The organism is Frateuria sp. GZRR35 (genome assembly GCF_051900415.1).
Classification (GTDB): domain Bacteria; phylum Pseudomonadota; class Gammaproteobacteria; order Xanthomonadales; family Rhodanobacteraceae; genus Frateuria_A.
Map to the genome: position 1 here is coordinate 79079 of NZ_JBHZGL010000004.1, position 22329 is coordinate 101407.

Sequence of the window (22329 nt, forward strand, 5' to 3'; positions counted from 1 at the left end):
GTCAGCTTTCGTCTTCGACGAAAAGCACGCGGCGAGTCATGCCGCAGGTGAGGTCATAGCTGATGGTGCCGGCGTGGGGGGCGATGGTCTCCACAGGCAGGCCCTCGCCCCAAAGGGTGACGCGGTCGCCCACCTTCGCGCATGGCGCCTGTCGCAGGTCCAGCGTGATCAGGTCCATCGACACGCGGCCGATCAGCGGCACGCGGGTGTCGCCGACCAGCACGGGCGTGCCGCTGGCGGCGCTGCGCGGGTAACCATCGCCGTAGCCGACGGCGGCGACGCCGACGGGCATGTCCTCCGGACAGGTCCAGGTGCCGTTGTAGCCGATCGGTTCGCCTTTGCCGATGCGGTTGATGGCGATCAGTCGCGTGGCCAGCGTCATCGCCGGACGGAAGCCGAAGTTCGCGCCGCTCTTGCCCTCGACCACCGACAGCCCATACAGCAGCCCGCCGGTGCGAACCCAATCGGCACGCGCCTGCGGCCAGCCGAGCACGGCGGCAGAGTTGGACAGTGAGCGCGGGCCGTCCAGTCCACGGGTCGCCTCGGCAAAACGTTCGATCTGTGCTCGGGTCTGGTCGCCGTCGAAGACTTCGGAATCGGAAAAATGGCTGAGCAGGCCGATTTCCGGATCGAGCCCCGGCATCGCAGCCAACTGCGCGTGCACCCCGGCCACGCGCTCGCAGGCGAAGCCGAGGCGGTGCATGCCGCTATCGATTTTCAGCCACACGCGCAGGCGGCCGCGTCCCGGGCGCGCCTCGGCCAACCAGTGCAGCTGGGCCTCGTGGTGGATGGCTGCGTCCAGTTGCAGGCGCTGCATCTCCGCGATGTCGCCCGGCTGGTCGGGGCCGGACAACACCACGATGCGCTGGCGATGGCCTGCCGCGCGCAGGCGCAGGCCGTCGCCCAGCGCAGCGACGGCGAAGCATTCGGCCTCCGCATCCAGCGCGCGGGCCACGCGCTCCAGGCCGTGACCATAGGCATCGGCCTTGACCACCGCCATGACGCGCGCCGGGCCGGCCATCGCCTTGATGCGGGCGAGGTTGTGGCGCAGGGCGCCCAGGTGGATGGTGGCGGTGGTGGTGCGACTCATTTGATGTACGGGAATCGGAAATGGGAAATAAGGCATCGTTGGAAGCAAGGACAAAGCGGACAACTTTTGCCATTCCCGATTGACGATTCCCTATTCCCGGCTCTCAATCGAATGAGCCGACGAACGAGTCGGCCGCGTAATTCTCGAACTTGGTGTAGTGGCCCAGGAAGGTGAGCTTCACGGTGTCGGTCGGGCCGTTTCGCTGCTTGCCGATGATGATCTCGGCCAGGCCTTTGTCCGGGGATTCCTTGTTGTAGTACTCGTCGCGGTAGATGAACATGATCACGTCCGCGTCCTGCTCGATGGCGCCCGACTCGCGCAGGTCGGACATCATCGGGCGCTTGTCGGCGCGCTGTTCCAGCGATCGGTTCAACTGCGACAGGGCGATCACCGGCACGTTCAACTCCTTGGCGAGGCCCTTGAGTGAACGCGAGATTTCTGAAATCTCGGTGGCGCGATTCTCCTTGTTCCCGGGCACCTGCATCAGCTGCAGGTAGTCGATCACGATCAGGCCCAGTCCACCGTGCTCGCGGTGCAGGCGGCGCGCGCGCGAGCGCAGTTCCACCGGCGAGAGGCCCGGCGTGTCGTCGATGAATATCTTGGCCTCGGAGAGGATCGCGATGGCGTTGGTGACGCGCGGCCAGTCTTCCTCGGAGAGGTCGCCGTTGCGCAGGTGCTGGGCGTGGATGCGGCCGATCGAGGAGATCAATCGCAACGCCAGCTGCGAGGCGGACATTTCCATCGAGAAGATCACCACCGCCTTCTTGCCGCGCAGGGCGGCGGCCTCGGCGATGTTCACCGAGAACGCGGTCTTGCCCATCGAGGGACGCGCCGCGACGATGATCAGGTCCGACGGCTGCAGGCCGGAGGTGAGTTCATCCAGGTCGTTGAAGCCGGTGGAGATGCCGGTGAGCTGGCCGCGGTTCTCGTAGCGCTCGGTGAGCAGGCGGAAGGCGTCCTTGACGGCGTCGCGCATGGACACCGAGTCCTTCTTGCCGCGCGCGCCCGACTCGGCGATCTTGAAGACCGCCTGCTCGGCGCTCTCCAGCACCTCATGCACGCTCTTGCCCTCGGGCCGGTAGCCGTCCTCGGTGATGCCGGTGCCGGCATCGATCAGCTGCCGCAGGATCGACTTCTCGCGCACGATGTCGGCGTAGGCGCCGATGTTGGCCGCGCTCGGCGTGGCATTGGCCAGCTCGATCAGGTAGCTCGCGCCGCCGACCATCTCGGCCAGGTCGTTGGCCTCGAACCAGTCGCCCAGGGTCACCGCGTCGCAGGGCATGCCCTTGTTGGCCAGCTCGTTGATGGCGCGCCAGATCAGGCGGTGGTCCTTGCGGTAGAAGTCGCCCTCGCCCAGGCGGTCGGCGACCTTGTCCAGCGCATCGGGCGCGAGCATCAGGCCGCCCAGCACCGCCTGTTCGGCGTCAATGGAGTGCGGCGGCACGCGCAGCGCCTCGATGGCGGAGCCGTGGCCGCTCTTGCGCTCGGGGACGAAGGACATGGGTCGGGTTTCCTCGCAGACTTGCCGTGCCGCCGGCAATTGGCGGCGGCACATGAGCGAAGAGGATACGCGGCAGGTTCTCAGCCGACGAGACAATAAGTCTGTGGATAAGCTGTGGGGAGCGGTGGATAACGCGCCGGGGCAGGTTCATCGCAAGGCTTCCCCCATCCGCCCTTCGGGCACCTTCCCCCGTGAACGGGGGAAGGATTGCAAAGCGCAGCGCCGCGCTCCGAACCCGCCCCGTAAAGGGGAGGATTCAAGGCGCGTGCCGCAATCCGAGCCTTCCCCCGTGAACACGGGGGAAGGTGCCGACAGGCGGATGGGGGCGCTCTGCGCCGGATACGCGCGCGCTTTCGCTGGCCCGTCAGCGAGCAGCCGCCTCCAGCGCCCGATAGTCCTCGTCGGACAGTTCCAACTGCGCCGCCCCCACGTTCTCGCGCAGGTGCTCCACCTTCGACGTCCCCGGAATCGGCAACATCACCGGCGAGCGCTTGAGCAGCCAGGCCAGGGCGACCTGGCCGTTGCTGGCGCCCAGGCGCTGGGCAATGCGGCTCAGCACCGAGTCTGGCGCAGCGAGGTCGCCGGCGGCCAACGGGTACCAGGGGATGAAACCGATACCCTGCTGTTCGCAAAAGCCCAGCACCGCCTCGCTCTTGCGGTTGGCCAGGTTGTAGAGGTTCTGCACGGTGGCGACGGGAAAATGCTTGCGCGCGGCCTCGATCTCCTCGACTCCGACTTCGCTCAGGCCCACATGCCGGATGAGGCCCTCCTTGCACATCTCGGCGATGACCTCGAACTGCTCCTCGCGCGGCACCTTGGCATCGATGCGGTGGAGCTGCCAAAGGTCGATGCGCTCCACGTCCAGCCGGCGCAGGCTCATCAGCACGCACTGACGCAAGTATTCGGGCCGACCCACCGGCGCCCAGATGTCGGGGCCGTGACGGGTCAGGCCACCCTTGGTTGCGATCAGCATGCCCTTGTACGGGTGCAGCACCTCGCGGATCAGGTCCTCGCTCACGAACGGGCCGTAGCTGTCGGCGGTGTCGATCAGGTTGACGCCAAGCCCGGGCAGTGCGCGCAGGGTGGCGCGGGCGCCCTCGGGATCGGCCGACTCGCCCCAGATGCCCTTGCCGGTGACGCGCATGGCGCCGAAGCCCAGTCGGTTGACCATGATGTCACCGCCGATCTTGAACTGTCCGGCAGCCGCAGCGTTGGGATCTTGCATGGAGACTCTCCTGGTCGGGCGCAGACCTCCGGTTATGGGGGCACGCGACGACGAGGCAAGCACGCGTGGCATGCCTCGGCACAACCGTTTCCGGCACGAAAGCCGGCTCTGCGGCCGCGCTCGTGGCTCGGTGGGTGGCCGGAAAGCGCCCCTAGCGCAGTTGGCTGTCCTTGCTGCCGCGGCGGTTGTAGCCACTCACCGCGTGCTGCGCCTTGTCCTGTGCTTCCTGGCAGGCCACGCACAGCCGCACGCCGGGTACGGCCTTGCGCCGCGCCTCGGGGATGGGCGCATCGCATTCCTCGCAATGACTCAGGCTCGGCCCTTGCGGCAGCTTGCTGCGCGCGCGCTTGATCGCGTCCTTGACGGTCGCGTCGATCTGGTCCTGTACGGCGCCGTCGCCGGCCCAACCGATGGCCATGGCGGTCTCCGGAAACAAGTCGGAGCCCTGATGTTACCGTGGGCCCCGTGAACGCGGGCTCGGCAGCGGAGCACAAACATGCCCATCACCAGCGCCGGCATCCTGCTTTACCGCCTGCACGAAGGCGTGGCGCAAGTCCTTCTCGCCCACCCGGGCGGTCCGTTCTGGCGCCGCCGCGACGCGGGTGCGTGGATGCTGCCCAAGGGCGAGCTGGCCGCTGGCGAGGAAGCCGAGGCGTGCGCGCGGCGCGAGTTCGAGGAAGAGCTCGGTGTTCCGGCGGTCGGCGCCCTGGTCGCCCTTGGCCGTCTTCGCCAACGTGGCGGCAAATGGGTTGAAGCGTTTGCGCTCGAGGGTGATCTCGACCCTGCAACCGTGCGTAGCAATTTGTTCGAGATTGAATGGCCACCGCACAGCGGGCAACAAGCCTCCTTTCCGGAGATCGACCGCGTTGCCTGGTTCACCCTGGCGCAGGCGCGCCAGCAGATCCTGCCCAGCCAGGCGCCCCTGCTGGACTGGCTGGATGCGATGCTCGCGGGCGCATAGCGCCAACGCCATGCCTTTGCGTGGTGTGCAGTGTCTGCGTTCGCGTTTCCTCCGTGGCGTCGGTCGATCACGCGACATCGGCTATCGGCACGATCAACTAAGCCCATGCCACCGCCCCGGCTCTTCTGTGACGCCATGCTGGCTGGCCTCGCCCGTTGGCTGCGGGCCGCCGGCCACGACACTGCGCTCGCGCCGGGCAGCGCTACCGACCGGGTCATCCTGGAGGCATGCCAGGCCCAGGCGCGGGTGCTGCTCACGCGCGACCGCCATCTGGCGGCTCACGCAGGCGGCGGCATGCCGGTGCTGCTGCTGGTGGCCAACGACATCGATGCCCAGGCGGCAGAACTGGTCATGACGCTCGACCTCGATTGGACACTCGCGCCGTTCAGCCGTTGCCTGCTCGACAACACACCGCTGAGGGAAGCCACGCCGGAAGAGCGCGACCGCATCCCTGCGCGTTCGCGGGAGCTGCCCGGCCCGCTGCGCACCTGCCCCGGCTGTGGCCGGATCTACTGGCCCGGCAGCCACGTGCGGCGCATGCGGGCACGCCTTGAGCGGTGGCACGGGTTCGAACGCGACATACGGCGTGCGAACCCGGCCGATCCGGCTGGCGCCTAGTGCAGGCTTTCGCCGTCCACTTGCTCCGGCGGCTCAACACCCACGATCTGCAGGCCGATGAACGCCCGGGAGACAACCGCCTCTACAGACGGGACCTGCGCGCACCGCATCAGAACGGATGGCTCTCCGGTCAGCGCCTTCCACTCGGCCATGTCGATCTGCGCCTTGGACGCCGCATCGTCAAGCTGCTCTGGCCGGCGGTAACGCAGCGACGCATCCTTGCCAATCTGTTCCAGAAAACCGATCGCATCGAACATGCTTTTCTCCTCGGGTCGTCGAATGCCGCGCGTGGCCCCGCGGCGCGGGTGTCGCGCAAGCGCAACAGCGCATGGCGGCTCTTTCAAAACAGCATCCCGTTCGCGGGACCGGGATGCGAAGCGATGGCACGGGGTCGCGCGTGGCATACCACGCACGCGCCGCCGATCCGGTTGGTGCCTAGTGCAGGCTTCCGCCGTCCACCTCCTCCGGTGACTCCACGCCCACAACCTGCATGCAGATGAACGCCCGGGAGTCGGCCCCCTCCACGGACGGAAACTGCATGCACTGCATCGGGGCGGATGGCTCTGCGGTCAGCGCCTTCCACTCGACCATGTCGATCTGCGCCTTGGACGCCGCATCGTCAAGCTGTTCCGGCCGGCAGTAACGCAGCGACGCATCCTTTCCAACCTGTTCCAGAAAACCGATCGCATCGAACATGCTTTTCTCCTCGGGTTGTCGAATGCCGCCCATCGTCCTGCGGCGTGGGTGTCGCGCAAGCGCACGAGCGCATGGTAACTCTTTCAAAACCAGCATCCGGGCGGCAACACCGCGGGTGCGATGCGGGTTCACGGCCGGCGCACGCCCCGCGCTATGCAATGCGGACAAACCAAATCGGGAAGCCGCCGCCATGCCCAATATTCTGGATACGCTCAAGAGCGAACACGATCAGCTGCGCGAACTTTTCGCACAGATCAACAAGACTGCCGACTCCGAAGCCGACGCGCGCCACGAATTGCTCAAAAAAATCGAGGCGCTGCTGATTCCACACGCGAAATGGGAGGAGACCGTGTTCTACCCCGCCTTCGAGGACCGCGCGGATCACGAACAGAAACTGATCTACGCCGAGGCGATCCAGGAGCACCGCGCGGTGGAACTGGCCGTTCTGCCCGACATCCATGCTGCCGACGTGGATTCGCGGCAGTTCGCCGGTTCGGTGCAGGTGTGCGGTGAGCTGATCAAGCACCACGCGCACGAGGAAGAGACCAAGATGTTCGATGCCGTCCGGGAGCTGTTCAGCGCCGAGGAACTGGCTGACTTCGACCGCAAGTACGCCAACTGGAAAGATTCCTCGGGCGCCGACGCCATCACCAGCTATGCCAAGGTGAAGACCGCGGCGATGGCCTTCATGCGCAACCCGGATTCGCCAGCCTGACAGCGACATGCGTGCATCGCACCGGGCCTGCCTTGCATTGCCCCCGTGGTGCGGGGTGACGCGAGGGCCGGGCGAATATGGTCATGTCCTCGCGCCAACCCGAAACCTGAGGCCAGGTCACCTTTCAGTGCTTGGTTGATACCGTGGCTCGATGCACCAGGGGCGTCGCTCATGCGCCGCCTTGCGCAGAACGCCGGTGCCACATCTCCGGTCCGGAGGTAGAGAAAGGGGTCAAGTCAAATAACCTGACCCCGTTTGTCCTGGGCGCAGCGATATCCACCCAAGTAGCCGAGTGGCCGAGCCTTCGGTAGTTCAGAAGGAAGGGTTGCCCGCCTCTTCACCTACACCCGGCATGATGACGCTGAACTGCGGACCGGTACCCATCAGTGACTGGAACTCCGCGCGATCGCCCGACAGGATCGCCTCGCGCAAGGGCTCGTTGATCTGTCCCGCGTTCAGCACCCGCTCCAGATCCTGCCTGGATGCATCGCGCAAGCCGGCGTCGCTACCCATCCTTTCGAGCATATCGATCACGTCTGTCATAGGGATTTCCTTTTTCGTGATATCGGGTTGGTAGACGACCACCTCGTGATCCATCGGGTAGTCGCGCGCCAGCGCGTCGACCAGCACGTGCAAGTCAAGTAACCCGACCCGTCGGTCCTGGGCGCCGCGCGATATCCACCCCATGTAGCCCGGTGGCCAAGCCTTCGGTAGTTCAGAAGGAGGGGTTGCCCGCCTCTTCACCTACGCCCGGCATGATGACGCTGAACTGTGGACCGGTACCCATCAGTGACTGGAACTCCGCGCGATCGCCCGACAGGATCGCCTCGCGCAAGGGCTCGTTGATCTGTCCCGCGTTCAGCACCCGCTCCAGATCCTGCCTGGAGGCATCGCGCAATCCGGCGTCGCTCCCCATCCTTTCGAGCATATCGATCATGTCTGTCATAGGGATTTCCTTTCGTGATATCGGGTGTCCGGGAGGCGATTCTGCGGCAGCGCGCATTGGCCTCCCGGGACGATCATACCCCGCCTAGAAACCTCTGAGAGGCGCCCGGGAAATGCAGCGCGGCTATGCCGTGACCTCTTCCGAGGCTGCATCCAGCGCCGCCAGGCGCGCGCAGATTTCAGCGTCGAGCTCCATGGCCTGCGCTGGCGGTATGGCCAGCGTGTCGGCCATACCCAGCTGCGCCCCGGGCAGCGCGCGCAGCGTCGTGCGCTCGATACGGGGTGCGCCGATCGGCAGTGTCGCAGCCTGGTAGACGATCACCTCGTGATCCATCGGGTAGTCGCGCGCAAGCACGTCGACCAGCACGTGGCGGTAGGCGGGCCCGGTGGAGAAGCGTTTCAGCGAACGGTCGCCCGCCAGCCCGGCCTGCCACAGGATCAGCCACGCGCTCGGATCGATGCGGCGACGGTAGACAAGCAGCTGGCTCGCCTCGAAGTGCTGGCAACCGCAGGTTCCCGGGTCGATGCCAAGGTCCGCGTACAGGCAGTCCTCGGCCGAGATACCCGGCTCCATGCGCGCGTGGTAGCCCTCGCTGCGCGCCATTTCGATGGCCTTGTGCGGCACCCAGGCGAACACCCCGGGATGGCCGTAGAACACGCCGCAGACGCGCCTGCCCGCGCGCACCTCGACCAGCATCGCGTCCACCATCTGCCGATATGTGTGCATGCGCGACTTGCCGTGAGCGTAGTACGGCTGCAGGCTGCGCACGTCCGCGTGCATGCGCTGCAACCAGCGCTCGACCAGACCGTCCGACACGCCGGCGAAAACCACGTCCGCCTGTTCGATGTAGCTGCGCGCCAGCGGGCTGATGTGCGAGCCGAGGGTCATGCCGATGCCAACGCAGACCAGGCCGCCGGCGGTTTGGTGCGTACTCATGCCGATCCCCCTACGGCGATGGCGCGACGGCCGATATCGACAAGTGTGACAGAACCCCCTCGCGCATGTCTGCGCTGCAATCCCGACGATACCCGAACCAGAGACGCCACAGCATCCGGCACGCTCGCCCGCTCAATGAAAAAGCATTGCGTGCACCAATCTGCTGTTCGAGCGGTTCACAGCAGTGCCACACCGGAGGTTATGCAATAGCCAGAATCCTGCGGAGACGTCCATGCCCGACATCCTCGACGCACCCGACACCGAACACGACCGCCTGCGCGGGCTGTTCGCGCAAATCATCGCCGACCGCGAGGCCGATACGCGGCACAGCCTCCTCACACAGATCGAGACGCTGCCGATCCCGCGCACGAAGTGGGAGGAAACCATGTTCTACCCCGCCATCGAGGACCGCGCGGATCACGAGCAGAAACTGATCTGCGCCGAGGCGTTCAAGGAACACCGTGCGGTGGAACTGGCCGTGCTTCCCTACATCCATGCCGCCGATGTGGATTTGCTGCAGTTCGCCGGTTCAGTGCAGGTGTGCGGCGAGCTGATCAAGCACCACGCCCACGCGGCGATGGCCTCCATGCGCAATCCGGATTCGCCGGCCTGAGCGCTCGCCCTCCCATCGTGATCGATCCATGCGCGCGACCGAGCGCATGCTCTGCGCGGGCACCTGACCGATGAGCGAGGGTTTCGAGGCCACCGAAGCATGGGTGATCCAGGCGGTGCAGTGGCTGAAGCTGCTGATCGAGACGGTTGGCGCGGTCACCGTCGGCATCGGCATGTTGCTGGCCGTGTGGCAGTTCGCGCGCATGATCGCCTTGCGCGAGGCCAACGATTACAACCGCATTCGCCTCACGCTCTCGCGCTACCTGGCGCTCGCGCTGGAGTTCCAGCTGGGCGCGGACATCCTCTCCACCGCCATCGCGCCGAGCTGGCAGGAGATCGGCAAGCTCGGCGCCATCGCGGTGATCCGCACGGGGCTCAACTGGTTCCTCTCGCGGGAGATGGTCGAGGAGCGCGAGGCCAACGCCGCGGTGGCACGCGCCCGGCACGCCGGACCGCCATGAAGAAGGCGGTCAGCCCATGAGCGACCTGATCGACGCGCTGCAATGGCCGGCCATGGCGATCACCCTGGTGGCCGCCTGGCTGGTCGGTTCGCTGTCGCGGCGCAAGCGCACCTGGGGCTTCTGGTGCTTCGTCCTCAGCAACGTGCTGTGGGTCGCGTGGGGCTGGCATGACCGCGCCTGGGCGCTGATCGGGCTGCAGGTGGGGCTGTTCATGTTCAACCTGCGCGGGGTTTTGAAGAATGACGACGCGCCGACGAGCTGAGCACGTGCGCCGGGCACGTAGGGTGGGCTTCAGCCCACCGGCCACTCGCCTGGTACGGACGGTGGGCTGAAGCCCACCCTACGGGGTGCGTCTTGCGGGACGCCGACGCAGCATCCACAACGCCAGCGCCGCGCCGGCCACGCCGAAGGCGGCGGCGCGCGCACGCGGCGAGCGGCGCACGTCGTCCAGCAGGCCTTCGGCCACGTTCACGCGGTCGGCCAGCAGCAGGAGCATCCAGTGGCGCAGGTCGCTCTCGCTGCGCTGGAACGCACGACGGCGGATCCAGCCGCTCGCGCCGCTGGGCGGCACGCTGGTGCCGAACACCGGCGTGATGCCGGGCCGTTCGACCGAGTGGAATACTTCGACCGTATGCGGCTGCTGCGCAGGGCGGTCCCAGTGCACGCCTTCCAGCCGCGGCGGGGTGTGCTCCATCGGCACGGCCGGGCGCCTGGCCGGGTCGAGGTCCACGCCCCAGTCGGGGATGTTCGAATGGTCGGTCGCCTGGTTCATGGATCGAGGCCTCGTCAGTGCAGGTGGCTGGATGCCGGGGACACCGGCGTAGGTGTGTCGATGTGGGCGGCGCGCGGCGGCACCAGCACGGTCTTGATGCAGCCGTCTTCCTTCGCCGAGAAGCGGTGGTAGGCCTCGTCGACCTCTTCCAGCGGCACGCGATGGGTGATCAGCTCGCGCGGCTTGAGCCGGCCCGCGCGGATGTGTTCGATCAGGTGCGGCAGGTGGCGCTTCACGCTGGCCTGGTTCATGCGCAGGGTCAGGCCCTTGTTCATCGCGCTGCCGATCGGCACCAGGTTGAAGGTCGGCCCATACACGCCGACGATCGAAATGTTGCCGCCGCGGCGCGCCGAATTGATCGCCCAGTAGAGCGCCGTGGCGGCGCCGGCCTGCAGCTTCATCTTTACCCCGGTCAGCGTCTGCATGGCGTTGCCGTCGGCTTCGCAGCCGACCGCGTCGATGCACACGTCCGCGCCTTGCCAGTCCGTCATCTTCTTGATGTGCACGGCCATGTCGTCCACCTCGCGGAAGTTGACCGTCTCGGCCTGGGCAAAGCGGCGCGCGAACTCCAGGCGATAGTCGTACTGGTCCACCACGATCACCCTGCCCGCTCCCATCAGCCAGGCGCAGCGCGCGGCCATCAGGCCGATCGGGCCGGCGCCGAACACCACCACCGTGTCGTTCTCGTGGATGTCGCCCATTTCGGCGGCCTGGTAGCCGGTGGGCACCACGTCGGTGAGCAGTACGGCGTCTTCGATATGGATGTCCGGAGGGATGACCGTCGGGCCGACGTCGGCGAAGGGCACGCGCACGTACTCGGCCTGGCCGCCGTTGTAGCCGCCGGCGGTGTGCGAGTAGCCGTAGGCGCCGCCGACCGCGGTCGCTTCGGGATTGACGTTTTCGCAGTTGCCGTAGAGCTCGCGCGAGCACGATGCGCAGGCACCGCAGAACACGTTGAACGGGACCAGCACGTGGTCGCCGACTTTCAGGTTGCGCACGTTTGCACCGACCTCTTCGACGATGCCGGTGAACTCGTGGCCAAAGATCGAGCCCACGCGCGTGTCCGGCACCAGCCCGTGGTAGAGGTGCAGGTCCGAACCGCAGATACAGGCGCGCGTGACCCGCACGATGGCGTCGTCCGGATGCTCGATCGCCGGCTCGGGTACATGGGCGGCCCGCACCCGGTAGGGCCGGCGATAGGTGGTGGCGAGCATGGCTTCTCCTCCGGGGGCGTGCGCTGCGATGCGCGGCAAGCTAACCATGCGCATGTCTTCGCAGCGGGAAGAGCCTGCGTGGATTTCCTCGCTGGAAACAAGCGGCTGCCTGCTTGTCCGGCAGGCAGGCAACGGCTGCGAAATGCTTGCGTCACTGTCACCAGCGCTGAACACGCGTCGCCCTATAAACAAGCTGAGCCTGCACCCAGCAGGCCCGGAGGAGACACACATGAATGACAACCGCATCGAAGGCACCGAGCACCAGGTCAAGGGCGCCGTGAAGGAAGGCGTCGGCAAGCTGACTGGCAACACCTCGAAGGAAGTGGCCGGCAACCTCGAAAAGAACGCGGGCAAGGCACAGAAGAACATCGGCCAGGCGCAGGACGAGATCGACGATCTGGACGACTGAGGCCGTCCCCGGTAGCCGCCGCGGCCACCCACAACGCAACCATCACTCCCGCGCGCGAAACATACCGGCATGGCTACCGGCCATGCCGGTCGGGGCCGCTATCCGGAGGCGCCCCATGAAAACCCGCTGCGGGTTCAGCACCCCCGATCTCGCCACTGCGCGTGCCGCCATGGCGGCCGCCCGGCAGGCCGGCATCCCCGACGACGACATCTCGCTGATCGCGCGCGAGGACATCGAACTGCAACAGATTCCCGATCACCTGATGGTCGGCCGTACGGACTTCTATCCGGCCGCCGCCCGTGGCGCCGCCTGCGGCGGCGGCGCTGGCGTGTTGCTGGGGCTGATCGCGGTCGCAGTGCCGCCGCTAGGGGTGACGCTCGCCGGTGGCGCAGCCATCGCGCTGGCGGGTGCGGCGGTGGGTTGCTGGACCGGTGCACTGGTCGGCACCGACGTGCCGGACGCCGTGCACCGCAAGTTCAAGGACGAGATCGACGCCGGGCGCATCCTGGTCATCATCGATGCCACCCGTGACGACCTCACCGCCGCCTGCCCGGGCGTGCTCGCCACCGGTGCGAAGCACCTGCCGCTGCACGCGCACCCGGAGGTGCCGCAGCTGGCGGCCTAGATCATCGTCAGGCGCGGTGGTAAGGATGGCCGGCCAGCAGCGTGCTGGCGCGGTAGAGCTGTTCGGCCAGCACCAGGCGAACCAGCATGTGCGGTAGCGTGAGCGGACCGAGCGACCAGCGCTGGTCGGCACGCGCCAGCACCTCGGGTGCGTGGCCGTCGGGGCCGCCGATCAGGAAAGCCAGGTCGCGACCGGCCATGCGCCAGTTCGCCAGTTGGCCCGCCAGTTCCTCGCTCGACCAGGTCTTGCCGCGGCCGTCCAGGGCGATCACATGGGTGTCGCGCTGGAGCGCGGCGAGGATCGCCACGCCTTCGTCGTGCATGGCGCGCGCATCGTCGCGGCCCTTGCCGCGGGCGCCGGGCTTGAGCTCCACCAGTTCGAGCGGGAGTTCGTGCGAGAGGCGCTTGCGGTATTCGGCGAAGCCCTCGGCCACCCAGCCGGGCATGCGTTCGCCGATGGCGATCATGCGCGCGCGCATGATCAGACGATATAAGCGGCGCGCAGCGCCACCTTCGCCTCCTCTCCCTTCCGGGGAGAGGATTGAGGTAAGGGGTCGGGGCTCGCCGGGATGTTCAGTGGAAATTCCTCCAAAAGCAGCAGGCGCTTCGAGCAAGTAAATCGCAAGAGCGGCCCCTCACCCCAACCCTCTCCCCGGAGGGGAAAGGGAGCGAAAGGCTTGCACTTTCGTGGGTAGTGAATCGCAAGAGCGCCCCTCACCCCAACCCTCTCCCCGGAGGGGAGAGGGCGCGAAAGGCTTGCGCTTCGTGGGTAGTGACTCGCAAGAGTGGCCCCTCACCCCAGCCCTCTCCCCGGAGGGGAGAGGGGGCAAAAGCGCGATGGGTAGCAGACCGCAAGAGCGGGCCTCTCCCCGGAGGGAGAGGCAGCAAAAAAGGTCAACCAGCGCTCGCCGCATCCATCCCCGGCTCGCGGTCGCCCACCATCCACAGCCGCTCCAGGCCGTAGAACTCGCGGATGCGCGGCAGCATGACGTGGACGATCACGTCGCCCAGGTCGACCAGCACCCACTCGGCTTCCTGCTCGCCCTCGACGCCGAGCGGTATCACGCCCGCCTTCTTGGCGAACTTGACCACTTCGTCGGCGATGGATTTGACGTGGCGGGCGGAGGTGCCCGAGGCGATCACCAGCAGGTCGGCGATCGAGGTTTTGCCACGGACGTCGATTTCGCGGATGTCCTTGGCCTTGAGTTCTTCCAGCGCGTCGATCACGTGCTTGCGCAGGTCGGTGGTATCGGCCGCTTTCTTGGCGGCGACGGAAGGCTGGCTACGGGAAGACGTACTCAAGCGGGGGTGCCTCGGGGCGTACTCAGGGCGCGGAATGGCGCCAGACCAGTATACCCGGCGCAACTCTATGGCACGTCAAGCGGGCGTGCAGCGGGCCGTGGCGTACTCCTCCACCAGCACGCGGACGAGCTCGGCGGCGGGCATCGGACGCACCCGCGCGGCGGCCTGGCCGCACCATTCCGAAAGCAGGTCGCCCCGCCCGGCGGCCGCGGCCGCACGGCGCAACGGGGCGGTCAGCGCGTTGAGGATCGGGTACGGCGGCAGCTCGGCGGCGAACGGCTGCATGGCTTCCACGAAACGGTTGCGCAGGCCCCGCGCGGCGCGGCCGGAGAAGCTGTAGATGGTGCCGATGCGGTGGTCCTGCGCCTGCGGCAGGTCGCGCTTCCACGCCTGTGCCGCGGCCGATTCCGGGCAGGCCAGGAACGCGGTGCCGAGCTGGCTGGCGTCGGCCCCGAGCAGCTCGGCCGCGCGCATGCCGCGCCCATCCATGATCCCGCCGGCGGCGATCACCGGGATGTCCACTGCCGCCACCGTGAGCGGCACCAGTGCGAACAGCCCGACCATCGCCTCCTCGGCCGCATGCAGGAATGTGCCGCGATGCCCACCTGCCTCGGCGCCCTGTACGCACACGGCGTCGGCACCGCGCCCGGCCCATGCCCGCGCTTCGGCCACGCTGGTGGCGGTGCCGACCACGCGGATGCCCGATGCCTGCAACTCGCGCACCTGCGCGTGGTCGAGCACGTCGAAGGCGAAGCTCGCCACCGCCGGGCGCGCCTCGCGCAACGCTGCCAGCTGGTCGGAGAAGCGCGGCGCCCAGCGCGCGGGAAGCTCGGTGCGCACGTCCAGCCCCTCGCAGGCCATCAGCGCGTCGAGGCGCCGGCGCATCGTCGCCACCTGCGCCTCGTCGACGCTGAAGTCGTCGGGCAGGACGAACAGGTTGATGGCGAACGGGCGGTCGGTGGCGGCGCGGATCTGCGCGGCCTCGTCGAGCAGGGCCTGCGGTTCCAGGTAACCGGCGCCCAGCGAACCCAGCGCGCCGGCGCCGCTCACCGCGGCCACCAGCGCAGGCGTGTTGGAACCGGACATCGGTGCCTGGATCAGCGGATGCGCGACGCCCAGCGAGCGAAGGAAGACGGACATGGCGGACTCCTCGACGGCAGGCCGCCATTGTCGCGCCGGATCAGCCGTCGCGGTGCGGCTCCCCCGCCAGCGCGTACATGCGCTCGACTTCCCTTTCCAGCGCACCGGCCATCGACGCTCCGCGCTGGGTGAACAGGTCGGCGAGCAGCCGGTAGTAGGTCAGCGTGCCGTCGCGGCCGCCGGTGAAGCGGGCGAACACGCCCTGGCCCACTTCCGCACGCTCCAGGTCGCCGACGATCGCGCGGGCGTTGTGCAGCTTGTCGCAGCCGGACACCAGCAGCGTGTCGTCGGAGGCATGCGCCAGATGGTTCAGGTAGGCCTGCTTGCGGCGCAGCCAGTCGCGGCGGCGGGCACCGTCGTCGTCGAAGCCGGCCTTCGCCTCCGCCGTGGCATCGGTGCAGCCGAGCACCATGGCCTGCACGCGCTCGCCGAAGCGCTCGCCGATGGTTCCGGCATGCGCCTGTCCGCAATCCTCCACCACATCGTGCAGCAGGCCGGCGATCGCCTGGTCCTCGTCGCCACCGTGCTCGAGCACCAGGCTGGCCACGCCCAGCAGATGCTGGATGTACGGGATGGCGGTGCCCTTGCGGGTCTGGCGCGAATGGACGATGCGCGCGTAATCGACCGCGGCGGTAAAGCGTTCGCTGAGCATGGCTGTCCTCCCTGTAAAGGCGACAGCCTGTGCCTGGTCCGTCTCAGGAAGCGCGACGCATCCCGGGCGTGAGCAGGCGCCCACCCAGCGCGGCGTTCGCGCCGACCACCACGGCGACCGCCAGTGCGTGCATCGCCAGGTCGGTCGCGGCCGCGTCGTATGCGTGGCAGATCTCCAGCAGGCTCGCCGACGCAGCGGCGCTGGCCAGGCCGACCATCATCGCGGTCAGCACCGGCCGCAGCGGGCAGGCACGGCGCAGCAGCACCACCAGCAACGCCGAGAGCGGGACAGAGAAGCCGATGATGAAGAACAGGCAGTCACCTGCCTCCGGCGCGCTGGCGACGTACGTGGCCGGCGCGACCCAGCCGCGCAGGCAGCCCAGTCCACTGGCACCGATCCACAGCAGCGCCGGCGCCAGCGGCAGCCATGCCCACGCGACGCGGCGGCCCGGCACGCCCAGCGCGAAGGCGGCCCAGGCCGCGGCGATGGCGGTGAGCACGGCGCCGAGGCCTGCCCAGCCCAGGTCCGGCGCGCCAGCCCAGCGCGTCAGCATCGGCGCGCTGCCGTAATGGGCCAGCAAGCCGAGCGCGATGACCGCGACCACCGCCAGCCAACCGAGCGTGCGCAACCACGGTGGGCGCAACCGGCGCACCGGCGCCAGCTCGGCGCCGAGCGAGGCGATCAGGTGGTCGTGGGCGTGCGGGTCGGCCATGACGTCAGTCGTCTCCGTGGATGCGGCCGCGCAGGGCCTTCAGCGCGCGATGCAGGTTGACCTTGAGCGCGCCGGTGCTGCGGCCGGTGCGGGCGGAAGCCTCTTCCAGCGAGAGTTCCTTCAGGCCCAACTGCTCGACCGCTTCGCGCTGGCCCGGCGGCAGCTCGGCGATGGCCGCGCGCAGGCGCTTCGCCTGCTGCGCCCGGTCGCTCTCGCTGCTGGCGTCCCGTTCGTCCGGGTGCATGGCGACCGCGAGTTCGTCGCCGACCTCGCGGTGCGCCTGCCGGCCGCTGCGGCGCAGGCCGTCGATCGCGCGGCGGGCGGCCAGCGCGGACAGCCAGGCGTCGTAGGAACGGGACGGATCGTAGGTATGGCGCACGCGGTGGATGGTCAGCAGGGTTTCCTGCACGACATCGTCGAGGTGGTCGCGGGCCACGCCCTGGCGGCGCGCGACCGCGCGGATCAGCGCCACGGAATCGGCCAGCACGCGCTCGTAGGCACGCCGGTCACCCGCCTGCGCGGCGGCCATCCAGGCGGCGCGGCGGCGTTCGGGAGTGTCGCTGGCAGGGTCGGCAAGCACGGCCGGGTCGACGCTCGCCCAGGGGGAAGAGCGCTCATCTAGGACCAGGGTGCCGGTGGCGGTCAAGCCCCGCATGGTGGGAACGCGTGTCGCATGCCCGGCATTCGCTGCATCCGTGGGTGCGGTTACCTCGTAGAAATTCGTGCAAGCGGCGCCGGGATGGTTTTTGGCAAGGCTTCCCCCATCCGCCCTTCGGGCACCTTCCCCCGCCCACGGGGGAAGGACCAAAGTGCGAGGCCACGTTCCCGCTGGGGAAGTCAGGGCGCGGTGCAACGCCACCGGGCCTTCCCCTGCGAACGCGAGGGAAGGCACCGACAGGCGGATGGGGGCGCTCCTGTCCGGATGTAACCGCCCGCGTTTGTCGATCGAATAACCGGCATTCCTCCTCGGAAACCCACCCATGCTGTTACTGATCCTCGCCTACCTGGGCGGCGTGCTGACCATCCTGAGCCCCTGCATCCTCCCGGTGCTGCCGTTCGTGTTCGCACGCGCCGACCGCCCGTTCGCGCGCAACGGCCTGCCCATGCTGCTGGGCATGGCGCTCACCTTCGCGCTGGTCGCCACGCTGGCGGCCGTCGGCGGGGGCTGGGCCGTGCGCGCCAACCAGTACGGGCGCATCGTTGCGCTGGTGGTGCTGGCGTTGCTGGGTCTCACCCTGCTCTCGACCCGGGTGGCCGAGTGGATGACGCGGCCGTTCGTGGCGCTGGGCAACCGGCTCTCGCAACGTACCGACAGCGAAGGCTCGGTGTGGTCCGCCGCCGGGCTGGGCATCGCCACCGGCCTGCTGTGGGCGCCCTGCGCCGGGCCGATCCTCGGCCTGCTGCTGACCGGCGCGGCGCTCAACGGCGCCAGCGTGCAGACCACGCTGCTGCTGCTCACCTATGCGGCCGGCGCGGCCACTTCGCTCGCGCTGGCGTTGCTGATCGGCGGCCAGGTGTTCGCCCTGATGAAGCGCTCGCTCGGCGCCGGCGAATGGGTACGTCGCGTGCTCGGCGTGCTGGTGCTGGTTGGTGTGGCGGCGATCGCGCTTGGGCTGGATACCGGCCTGCTCACCCGCGTGGCGCTCGCCAACACCGGAGGCTTCGAACAGAAGCTGCTCGACGCCACCCGCCCGCCGCCCGCGCCGGAGCCAGTGCACGCGGCCGGCACGCCGCTGCCGGTGGAAGGCGAGATGCCGTCGCTGGCCGGCGCCACCGGCTGGCTCAACACGCCGCCGCTCACCCGCGAAGCGCTGCGCGGCAAGGTGGTGCTGGTCGATTTCTGGACCTATTCCTGCATCAACTGCCTGCGCTCGCTGCCTTACGTGCGCGGCTGGTACGACAAGTACAAGGACCACGGGCTGGTGGTGATCGGCGTGCACGCGCCGGAGTTCGCCTTCGAGAAGGAGCCGGCCAATGTGGCGCGCGCGGTCAAGGAGCTGGGTGTGGACTACCCCGTCGCGCTCGACAACGACTACGCCATCTGGCAAGGCTTCGACAACCAGTACTGGCCGGCGCATTACTTCATCGACGCCAGGGGCAACATCCGCGCGCACCATTTCGGCGAGGGCGGCTATGCCACCAGCGAGGACCGCATTCGCGAGCTGCTCACCGAAGCCGGCTATCACGATCTTCCCGGCGGGTATGTGCAGCCGGGCAGCCGCGGCGCGCAGGCGGCCGGTTCGGGTGACCCGATGCGCTCGCCCGAAACCTACGTCGGCTATGCCCGCGCCGCGCACTTCGCCGGCGGCCAGGTGGCCCACGACGACGCCTGGGACTACCACGCGCCGGCCACGCTGCTGCCGGGACAGTGGTCGCTGGACGGTCGCTGGACCGTGCACGCCGAGAACGCGCAGCTCGAGCGCGCCGGCGGGCGCATCGTCTACCGCTTCCGTGGCCGCGACCTGCACCTGGTGCTCGGCCCCGGCGCCGACGGCAAGCCGGTGCGTTTCCGCGTCACTCTCGACGGCAAGCCGCCAGGCGCGGACCACGGCATGGATGTCGACGCGGACGGCTACGGCACGGTCACCGAGCAGCGCCTGTACCAGCTCGTGCGGCAGCAGCACGGCAGCGGCGAGCGGCTGTTCGAGATCACCTTCCTCGATCCGGGCGTGCGCGCGTACGCCTTCACTTTCGGTTGATCCCCTGGAGGTCGCCATGTCACGCACCGACGACATCGTTGCCATGGAACGGCGTCGTTTCCTGGGCGCCGCGCTTACCGGCGGCGCGCTTGCCGCGGTGGGCGGCGGCGTGCTGATCCCGCGGCTGTCCGCCCGCTCCGCGCCGTCCGCGCCGGTCGCCACGAACGGCAAGGACCTGCTGCTGGAATGCTTTGCCGACGACGGCCATCACCTCGGGCCCTGCCACGTGCGCAAGCTGGTGCTTACCGATGCGCAGTGGCGCGAGCGCCTGCCGGAGGCCTCGTATTACGTGATGCGCCGCAATGGTACGGAACGCGCTTTCAGCGGGCCGCACGAGCGGCCGCCGGTGCCCGGCCTGTTCCGTTGCCTGGCCTGTGACACGGCGCTCTACGACGCCGCTACCGAGTTCGACTCGGGTACCGGGTGGCCCAGCTTCTGGCAACCGATCGCGAAGCAGAACGTCGTCGAGAGCACCGACCGCATGTTCGGCTGGGAGCGCACCGCGGTCAGCTGCGCCGGCTGCGACAGCCACCTGGGCCACGTCTTCACCGACGGCCCCGAGCCGACCGGGCTGCGCTACTGCATGAACTCGGTGGCGCTGCGCTTCGTGCCGCGGGCCGGTTGATCTCGGGCTACACGTCGCGGCGATGGACGAGGAGGCCCGGGCGTTCGGGGAGTCTGTCGCAGAACGCCGGGGCCGAGACATTGCTGTCGTGTGTCTGCCAGAACACCGGCCGGCAGACGGCCGCGCGTGCCGCACGTAGACCGCCTCGATCGGTGTCAGTTTGTGGCGAGGCTTCCCCCATCCGCCTTCGGCACCTTCCCCCGCAGGCGGGGGAAGGCTCGATAGGGAGTCTTCCCGCGAGTACGCGTCAGCGGCGGGAAGCGGTCGACGCGACGCCCGCGCATGGCGGGACGCTGCAAAGGTCTTGCAGGCAGCAGTTCGGCTCGATGCTGATCGTGCGGCGGTGGAGCAGTAGTGCGCCAGGCCGAGCAGTTGGTCCTCGGTTTCGGCCGGCACCGCATGCACAGGCCAGTCAGGCGTCGCGGTCGCTGTGCGCCATGTTCCGCACGGTGGCGGTCAAGGTAACTTCTCGCGGGAAACCTGCTCGCGGTACGGCGCCAGCAGCGCCGGATCGTCGAACAGGGCCTCGGGCAACAGGTAGCGCGGGTCGCGTCCGGCTGCCAGCAGGGCGCGGATGCGGGTGGCCGAGATGTCGAGCGGCGTGACTTCCAGCTCGACGATCTTCCCCGCCGGTTGCTTGCGCAATTTGCGCGGGTCCGTGACCTGGCGGACTTGCACCTCTTTGGTCAGTTCCGTCGGCCAGTGGCGCGCGACGCCCGGGCGCGAGAGCACGCCGATATGGGCGGCGTCGAACAGCGCGTGCCAGTGGTGCCAGGCCGGCAGGCCGGCGAAAGCGTCGGCACCCAGCAGCAGCACGATCGGCCGATCGCCCTCTTCAGCGCGCAGTTCGGCGAGGGTGTCGATGGTGTAGGACGGACCGCCCCGCGCCAGTTCGCGGGTATCCAGGCCGAGCCGCTCCTGCCCGTCCAGCGCCGCCCGCAGCATCGCTACGCGGGTGGTTGCTTCAGCGATCGGCGGCGGGCGGTGCGGCGGTATGGCCGCGGGCATCAGGCGCACTTCGGCGTCCAGCAGCTCGGCTGCCTCCCATGCCACCGCCAGGTGGGCGATGTGGATGGGGTCGAAGGTGCCGCCGAGGATGGCTAGGGGACGCATGGGAGCCCTGCTCCCTCTCCCCTCCGGGGAGAGGGTTGGGGTGAGGGGCCACGCCGCGTCGAAGCGGGCATCGGGCGAGGGACGATCCGGCTTTGCGGCTTGGCGTCGATCGACACCACCGCGAGCCCCGACCCCGCACCCCGGCCCTCTCCCCGGCGGGGAGAGGGCGCAAGATGCACGCTCGCCCCAGCGCCGCGGAGATTATCGCCTCGGTGTTTTCGATCCCCGGCAGGGATGCGCCATGTCGCGAAGCCCGGCCACTCTCCCTGACCGGGAGCGGGCGCGAAGCGCGGGTTCATCCCAGCGCCGCGGCAGCCCGCGGCTCGGCGATGGCGGCGATCAGGCGCTCGGCCTCCAGCCACGGCTCGCCCCACTCGCGGCCCTTGGCCATGCGGTCGATGCGCGAGGCGCGGGCCAGGCAGGCCAGCCAGTGCTCGCGCGGTGCGCGCCGCAGGGCCTTGCGGAACAGTTGCTCGCGCGCCGGCCACAGCCGTTCGGCGCGTGCCTGCTGGGCAAAGTCGCGGGCGTTGGCCAGGCGCAGCGCGAGCTGCAGTTGGTTGACCAGCCAGCCCATCAGCGGGATCAGGTCCTCGCCCTCGCCACGCAGGCCGGCGAGGATCCGCAGCGCGCGGCCGCCGTCGCCGGCAAAGGCGGCGTCGGTAAGTTTGAAGGCGTCGTAGCGCGCGCTGTCGGCAACCAGGTTTTCCATCTCGGCCGCGTCGATGCGGCCGCTGCCGTGCAGCACGACCAGCTTGTCGATCTCCTGCGCCGCGGCGAGCAGGTTGCCCTCGACGCGTTCGGCCAGCAGCGCGGCCGCGTCGGGCGTGGCGGTGAGCCCGCGTGAGGCGAGCCGCGCGCCGATCCACGAAGACCACTCCTGTGGCTTGGGCGCGTTGAAAATGGCCTGCACGCCAGTGGCGTCGACCTTTTTCGACCATGCCCCGTCGTGCTTGTTGCTCCATTCCACCGCGGTAATCAGCAGGGTCACGTCGGGCGGCGGGTTGGCGCAGAACGCGGTGATCGCCTTGGCGCCCTCCACGCCCGGCCGCCCGGTCGGCAGACGCAGGTCGAGCAGGCGGCGACTGGCGAACAGCGACATGCCGGCGGCGGAGCGTGCCAGGTCATCCCAGTCGAAATGCTGGCCCGCTTCGAGCACCTCCCGCTCGGCATAGCCGAGCTCACGGGCGCGCGCACGCAATGCGTCCGCCGCCTCCAGCACGAGCAATTCCTCGCCCGCAAGCAGGTACACCGGCGCCAGGCGTTCAGACGCCAGCACCTTGTTCCACTGGGCGGACGACAACGGCAT

General features: G+C 68.7%; 29 protein-coding genes. 10 read left to right on the forward strand and 19 right to left on the reverse strand.

Translation table 11 applies throughout. The annotated features are described in order from the left end of the window. Position 1: 1 nt before the first annotated feature. The 4 genes from alr to ACFWZ3_RS06595 all read right to left on the reverse strand — a co-directional run bounded on the left by alr (position 2) and on the right by ACFWZ3_RS06595 (position 4234). Entirely contained in the window at positions 2 to 1090 is a 1089-nt protein-coding gene (alr, locus tag ACFWZ3_RS06580) for an alanine racemase (protein WP_439706939.1), read from the reverse strand. A 103-nt stretch (positions 1091 to 1193) separates the two neighbouring features. Next, positions 1194 to 2591, reverse strand: coding sequence for a replicative DNA helicase (locus ACFWZ3_RS06585; protein ID WP_439706940.1), 1398 nt, complete (start codon positions 2589 to 2591; stop codon positions 1194 to 1196). Between the two features lie 364 nt (positions 2592 to 2955). After that, the gene (locus ACFWZ3_RS06590) at positions 2956 to 3816 is read right to left on the reverse strand and encodes an aldo/keto reductase (protein WP_439706941.1); all 861 of its coding nucleotides are present in this window, start codon (positions 3814 to 3816) and stop codon (positions 2956 to 2958) included. 151 nt (positions 3817 to 3967) lie between these two features. After that, a complete protein-coding gene (locus ACFWZ3_RS06595) occupies positions 3968 to 4234 on the reverse strand; it encodes a DksA/TraR family C4-type zinc finger protein (protein WP_209621098.1) in 267 nt (88 codons plus the stop codon). A gap of 78 nt (positions 4235 to 4312) precedes the next feature. Between ACFWZ3_RS06595 and ACFWZ3_RS06600 the strand changes: the two genes are divergently transcribed. Together ACFWZ3_RS06600 and ACFWZ3_RS06605 are read left to right on the forward strand one after the other, a co-directional pair. After that, a complete protein-coding gene (locus ACFWZ3_RS06600) occupies positions 4313 to 4777 on the forward strand; it encodes an NUDIX domain-containing protein (protein WP_439706942.1) in 465 nt (154 codons plus the stop codon). Positions 4778 to 4882: 105 nt separating this feature from the next. Then, the gene (locus ACFWZ3_RS06605; RefSeq protein ID WP_439706943.1) at positions 4883 to 5395 is read left to right on the forward strand and encodes a Mut7-C RNAse domain-containing protein; all 513 of its coding nucleotides are present in this window, start codon (positions 4883 to 4885) and stop codon (positions 5393 to 5395) included. Here the strand turns inward: ACFWZ3_RS06605 and ACFWZ3_RS06610 are convergent. Next, complete coding sequence (locus ACFWZ3_RS06610) at positions 5392 to 5652, reverse strand: hypothetical protein (protein ID WP_439706944.1); 261 nt, start codon at positions 5650 to 5652, stop codon at positions 5392 to 5394. The genes ACFWZ3_RS06605 and ACFWZ3_RS06610 overlap by 4 nt on opposite strands. Before the next feature lie 178 nt (positions 5653 to 5830). After that, on the reverse strand, positions 5831 to 6091 hold the full coding sequence (locus tag ACFWZ3_RS06615; RefSeq protein ID WP_439706945.1) for a hypothetical protein: 261 nt from the start codon (positions 6089 to 6091) through the stop codon (positions 5831 to 5833). Positions 6092 to 6281: 190 nt separating this feature from the next. On the opposite strand from ACFWZ3_RS06615, the gene ACFWZ3_RS06620 reads away from it, so the two are divergent. Then, on the forward strand, positions 6282 to 6806 hold the full coding sequence (locus ACFWZ3_RS06620; protein WP_439706946.1) for a hemerythrin domain-containing protein: 525 nt from the start codon (positions 6282 to 6284) through the stop codon (positions 6804 to 6806). Positions 6807 to 7118: 312 nt separating this feature from the next. On the opposite strand, the gene ACFWZ3_RS06625 is transcribed toward ACFWZ3_RS06620, so the two are convergent. From ACFWZ3_RS06625 to ACFWZ3_RS06635, 3 genes are all read right to left on the reverse strand, one after another. Beyond that, the gene (locus ACFWZ3_RS06625; RefSeq protein WP_439706947.1) at positions 7119 to 7442 is read right to left on the reverse strand and encodes a hypothetical protein; all 324 of its coding nucleotides are present in this window, start codon (positions 7440 to 7442) and stop codon (positions 7119 to 7121) included. A 79-nt stretch (positions 7443 to 7521) separates the two neighbouring features. Further along, positions 7522 to 7752: a hypothetical protein gene (locus ACFWZ3_RS06630; RefSeq protein ID WP_439706948.1), complete on the reverse strand. Its 231-nt coding sequence runs from the start codon at positions 7750 to 7752 to the stop codon at positions 7522 to 7524. A gap of 123 nt (positions 7753 to 7875) precedes the next feature. Then, positions 7876 to 8688, reverse strand: a complete 813-nt coding sequence (locus ACFWZ3_RS06635; RefSeq protein ID WP_439706949.1) for an SAM-dependent methyltransferase — start codon at positions 8686 to 8688, stop codon at positions 7876 to 7878. Between the two features lie 232 nt (positions 8689 to 8920). Between ACFWZ3_RS06635 and ACFWZ3_RS06640 the strand changes: the two genes are divergently transcribed. The 3 genes from ACFWZ3_RS06640 (at position 8921) to ACFWZ3_RS06650 (ending at position 10023) form a co-directional block, all read left to right on the forward strand. Then, on the forward strand, positions 8921 to 9301 hold the full coding sequence (locus ACFWZ3_RS06640) for a hypothetical protein (RefSeq protein ID WP_439706950.1): 381 nt from the start codon (positions 8921 to 8923) through the stop codon (positions 9299 to 9301). Between the two features lie 70 nt (positions 9302 to 9371). Next, positions 9372 to 9761, forward strand: a complete 390-nt coding sequence (locus ACFWZ3_RS06645) for a DUF1622 domain-containing protein (protein WP_439706951.1) — start codon at positions 9372 to 9374, stop codon at positions 9759 to 9761. A 16-nt stretch (positions 9762 to 9777) separates the two neighbouring features. Next, positions 9778 to 10023, forward strand: coding sequence for a hypothetical protein (locus ACFWZ3_RS06650; RefSeq protein WP_439706952.1), 246 nt, complete (start codon positions 9778 to 9780; stop codon positions 10021 to 10023). A 78-nt stretch (positions 10024 to 10101) separates the two neighbouring features. On the opposite strand, the gene ACFWZ3_RS06655 is transcribed toward ACFWZ3_RS06650, so the two are convergent. Further along, positions 10102 to 10533 (reverse strand): hypothetical protein, encoded by a 432-nt coding sequence (locus ACFWZ3_RS06655; RefSeq protein WP_439706953.1) that lies wholly within the window; start codon positions 10531 to 10533, stop codon positions 10102 to 10104. Between the two features lie 14 nt (positions 10534 to 10547). Continuing rightward, complete coding sequence (locus ACFWZ3_RS06660) at positions 10548 to 11747, reverse strand: zinc-dependent alcohol dehydrogenase (RefSeq protein WP_439706954.1); 1200 nt, start codon at positions 11745 to 11747, stop codon at positions 10548 to 10550. A 229-nt stretch (positions 11748 to 11976) separates the two neighbouring features. On the opposite strand from ACFWZ3_RS06660, the gene ACFWZ3_RS06665 reads away from it, so the two are divergent. Together ACFWZ3_RS06665 and ACFWZ3_RS06670 are read left to right on the forward strand one after the other, a co-directional pair. Continuing rightward, the gene (locus tag ACFWZ3_RS06665) at positions 11977 to 12156 is read left to right on the forward strand and encodes a CsbD family protein (protein ID WP_439706955.1); all 180 of its coding nucleotides are present in this window, start codon (positions 11977 to 11979) and stop codon (positions 12154 to 12156) included. Between the two features lie 115 nt (positions 12157 to 12271). After that, positions 12272 to 12781, forward strand: coding sequence for a hypothetical protein (locus ACFWZ3_RS06670; protein WP_439706956.1), 510 nt, complete (start codon positions 12272 to 12274; stop codon positions 12779 to 12781). 7 nt (positions 12782 to 12788) lie between these two features. On the opposite strand, the gene rlmH is transcribed toward ACFWZ3_RS06670, so the two are convergent. The 6 genes from rlmH to ACFWZ3_RS06700 form a co-directional block, all read right to left on the reverse strand. After that, the gene (rlmH, locus tag ACFWZ3_RS06675; RefSeq protein WP_439706957.1) at positions 12789 to 13259 is read right to left on the reverse strand and encodes a 23S rRNA (pseudouridine(1915)-N(3))-methyltransferase RlmH; all 471 of its coding nucleotides are present in this window, start codon (positions 13257 to 13259) and stop codon (positions 12789 to 12791) included. A 415-nt stretch (positions 13260 to 13674) separates the two neighbouring features. Beyond that, positions 13675 to 14019 carry a ribosome silencing factor gene (gene rsfS, locus ACFWZ3_RS06680; RefSeq protein ID WP_439707113.1) on the reverse strand — a complete coding sequence of 115 codons (345 nt, stop codon included), beginning with the start codon at positions 14017 to 14019 and terminating at the stop codon, positions 13675 to 13677. Positions 14020 to 14157: 138 nt separating this feature from the next. Then, positions 14158 to 15222, reverse strand: a complete 1065-nt coding sequence (locus ACFWZ3_RS06685; RefSeq protein WP_439706958.1) for an NAD(P)H-dependent flavin oxidoreductase — start codon at positions 15220 to 15222, stop codon at positions 14158 to 14160. Between the two features lie 40 nt (positions 15223 to 15262). Further along, positions 15263 to 15874 (reverse strand): HD domain-containing protein, encoded by a 612-nt coding sequence (locus tag ACFWZ3_RS06690; RefSeq protein WP_439706959.1) that lies wholly within the window; start codon positions 15872 to 15874, stop codon positions 15263 to 15265. A 43-nt stretch (positions 15875 to 15917) separates the two neighbouring features. Next, on the reverse strand, positions 15918 to 16586 hold the full coding sequence (locus tag ACFWZ3_RS06695) for an NrsF family protein (RefSeq protein WP_439706960.1): 669 nt from the start codon (positions 16584 to 16586) through the stop codon (positions 15918 to 15920). A 4-nt stretch (positions 16587 to 16590) separates the two neighbouring features. Continuing rightward, positions 16591 to 17115 carry an RNA polymerase sigma factor gene (locus ACFWZ3_RS06700; RefSeq protein ID WP_439707114.1) on the reverse strand — a complete coding sequence of 175 codons (525 nt, stop codon included), beginning with the start codon at positions 17113 to 17115 and terminating at the stop codon, positions 16591 to 16593. 451 nt (positions 17116 to 17566) lie between these two features. Between ACFWZ3_RS06700 and ACFWZ3_RS06705 the strand changes: the two genes are divergently transcribed. Both ACFWZ3_RS06705 and msrB read left to right on the forward strand, forming a co-directional pair. After that, a complete protein-coding gene (locus ACFWZ3_RS06705; protein WP_439706961.1) occupies positions 17567 to 19285 on the forward strand; it encodes a cytochrome c biogenesis protein DipZ in 1719 nt (572 codons plus the stop codon). A 16-nt stretch (positions 19286 to 19301) separates the two neighbouring features. Beyond that, positions 19302 to 19910, forward strand: a complete 609-nt coding sequence (msrB, locus tag ACFWZ3_RS06710) for a peptide-methionine (R)-S-oxide reductase MsrB (protein WP_439706962.1) — start codon at positions 19302 to 19304, stop codon at positions 19908 to 19910. A 456-nt stretch (positions 19911 to 20366) separates the two neighbouring features. Here msrB and nadD read toward each other — a convergent pair whose 3' ends face one another. Both nadD and holA read right to left on the reverse strand, forming a co-directional pair. Beyond that, entirely contained in the window at positions 20367 to 21023 is a 657-nt protein-coding gene (nadD, locus tag ACFWZ3_RS06715; protein ID WP_439706963.1) for a nicotinate-nucleotide adenylyltransferase, read from the reverse strand. Between the two features lie 295 nt (positions 21024 to 21318). Then, positions 21319 to 22329, reverse strand: a complete 1011-nt coding sequence (holA, locus tag ACFWZ3_RS06720) for a DNA polymerase III subunit delta (RefSeq protein WP_439706964.1) — start codon at positions 22327 to 22329, stop codon at positions 21319 to 21321.

Bases quoted from the DNA above. Each gene is read 5' to 3' on its own strand.
- ACFWZ3_RS06605 (WP_439706943.1), top strand. From the start codon at position 4,883: ATGCCACCGCCCCGGCTCTTCTGTGACGCCATGCTGGCTGGCCTCGCC.
- ACFWZ3_RS06620 (WP_439706946.1), top strand. From the start codon at position 6,282: ATGCCCAATATTCTGGATACGCTCAAGAGCGAACACGATCAGCTGCGC.
- ACFWZ3_RS06665 (WP_439706955.1), top strand. From the start codon at position 11,977: ATGAATGACAACCGCATCGAAGGCACCGAGCACCAGGTCAAGGGCGCC.
- ACFWZ3_RS06705 (WP_439706961.1), top strand. From the start codon at position 17,567: ATGCTGTTACTGATCCTCGCCTACCTGGGCGGCGTGCTGACCATCCTG.
- ACFWZ3_RS06640 (WP_439706950.1), top strand. From the start codon at position 8,921: ATGCCCGACATCCTCGACGCACCCGACACCGAACACGACCGCCTGCGC.
- ACFWZ3_RS06585 (WP_439706940.1), bottom strand. From the start codon at position 2,591: ATGTCCTTCGTCCCCGAGCGCAAGAGCGGCCACGGCTCCGCCATCGAG.
- rlmH (WP_439706957.1), bottom strand. From the start codon at position 13,259: ATGCGCGCGCGCATGATCGCCATCGGCGAACGCATGCCCGGCTGGGTG.
- ACFWZ3_RS06655 (WP_439706953.1), bottom strand. From the start codon at position 10,533: ATGAACCAGGCGACCGACCATTCGAACATCCCCGACTGGGGCGTGGAC.
- alr (WP_439706939.1), bottom strand. From the start codon at position 1,090: ATGAGTCGCACCACCACCGCCACCATCCACCTGGGCGCCCTGCGCCAC.
- msrB (WP_439706962.1), top strand. From the start codon at position 19,302: ATGTCACGCACCGACGACATCGTTGCCATGGAACGGCGTCGTTTCCTG.
- ACFWZ3_RS06690 (WP_439706959.1), bottom strand. From the start codon at position 15,874: ATGCTCAGCGAACGCTTTACCGCCGCGGTCGATTACGCGCGCATCGTC.
- ACFWZ3_RS06700 (WP_439707114.1), bottom strand. From the start codon at position 17,115: ATGGCCGCCGCGCAGGCGGGTGACCGGCGTGCCTACGAGCGCGTGCTG.
- ACFWZ3_RS06590 (WP_439706941.1), bottom strand. From the start codon at position 3,816: ATGCAAGATCCCAACGCTGCGGCTGCCGGACAGTTCAAGATCGGCGGT.
- ACFWZ3_RS06615 (WP_439706945.1), bottom strand. From the start codon at position 6,091: ATGTTCGATGCGATCGGTTTTCTGGAACAGGTTGGAAAGGATGCGTCG.
- ACFWZ3_RS06635 (WP_439706949.1), bottom strand. From the start codon at position 8,688: ATGAGTACGCACCAAACCGCCGGCGGCCTGGTCTGCGTTGGCATCGGC.
- ACFWZ3_RS06685 (WP_439706958.1), bottom strand. From the start codon at position 15,222: ATGTCCGTCTTCCTTCGCTCGCTGGGCGTCGCGCATCCGCTGATCCAG.
- ACFWZ3_RS06630 (WP_439706948.1), bottom strand. From the start codon at position 7,752: ATGACAGACATGATCGATATGCTCGAAAGGATGGGGAGCGACGCCGGA.
- ACFWZ3_RS06610 (WP_439706944.1), bottom strand. From the start codon at position 5,652: ATGTTCGATGCGATCGGTTTTCTGGAACAGATTGGCAAGGATGCGTCG.
- ACFWZ3_RS06670 (WP_439706956.1), top strand. From the start codon at position 12,272: ATGAAAACCCGCTGCGGGTTCAGCACCCCCGATCTCGCCACTGCGCGT.
- ACFWZ3_RS06695 (WP_439706960.1), bottom strand. From the start codon at position 16,586: ATGGCCGACCCGCACGCCCACGACCACCTGATCGCCTCGCTCGGCGCC.
- ACFWZ3_RS06650 (WP_439706952.1), top strand. From the start codon at position 9,778: ATGAGCGACCTGATCGACGCGCTGCAATGGCCGGCCATGGCGATCACC.
- holA (WP_439706964.1), bottom strand. From the start codon at position 22,329: ATGCCGTTGTCGTCCGCCCAGTGGAACAAGGTGCTGGCGTCTGAACGC.
- ACFWZ3_RS06645 (WP_439706951.1), top strand. From the start codon at position 9,372: ATGAGCGAGGGTTTCGAGGCCACCGAAGCATGGGTGATCCAGGCGGTG.
- ACFWZ3_RS06660 (WP_439706954.1), bottom strand. From the start codon at position 11,747: ATGCTCGCCACCACCTATCGCCGGCCCTACCGGGTGCGGGCCGCCCAT.
- nadD (WP_439706963.1), bottom strand. From the start codon at position 21,023: ATGCGTCCCCTAGCCATCCTCGGCGGCACCTTCGACCCCATCCACATC.
- ACFWZ3_RS06600 (WP_439706942.1), top strand. From the start codon at position 4,313: ATGCCCATCACCAGCGCCGGCATCCTGCTTTACCGCCTGCACGAAGGC.
- ACFWZ3_RS06595 (WP_209621098.1), bottom strand. From the start codon at position 4,234: ATGGCCATCGGTTGGGCCGGCGACGGCGCCGTACAGGACCAGATCGAC.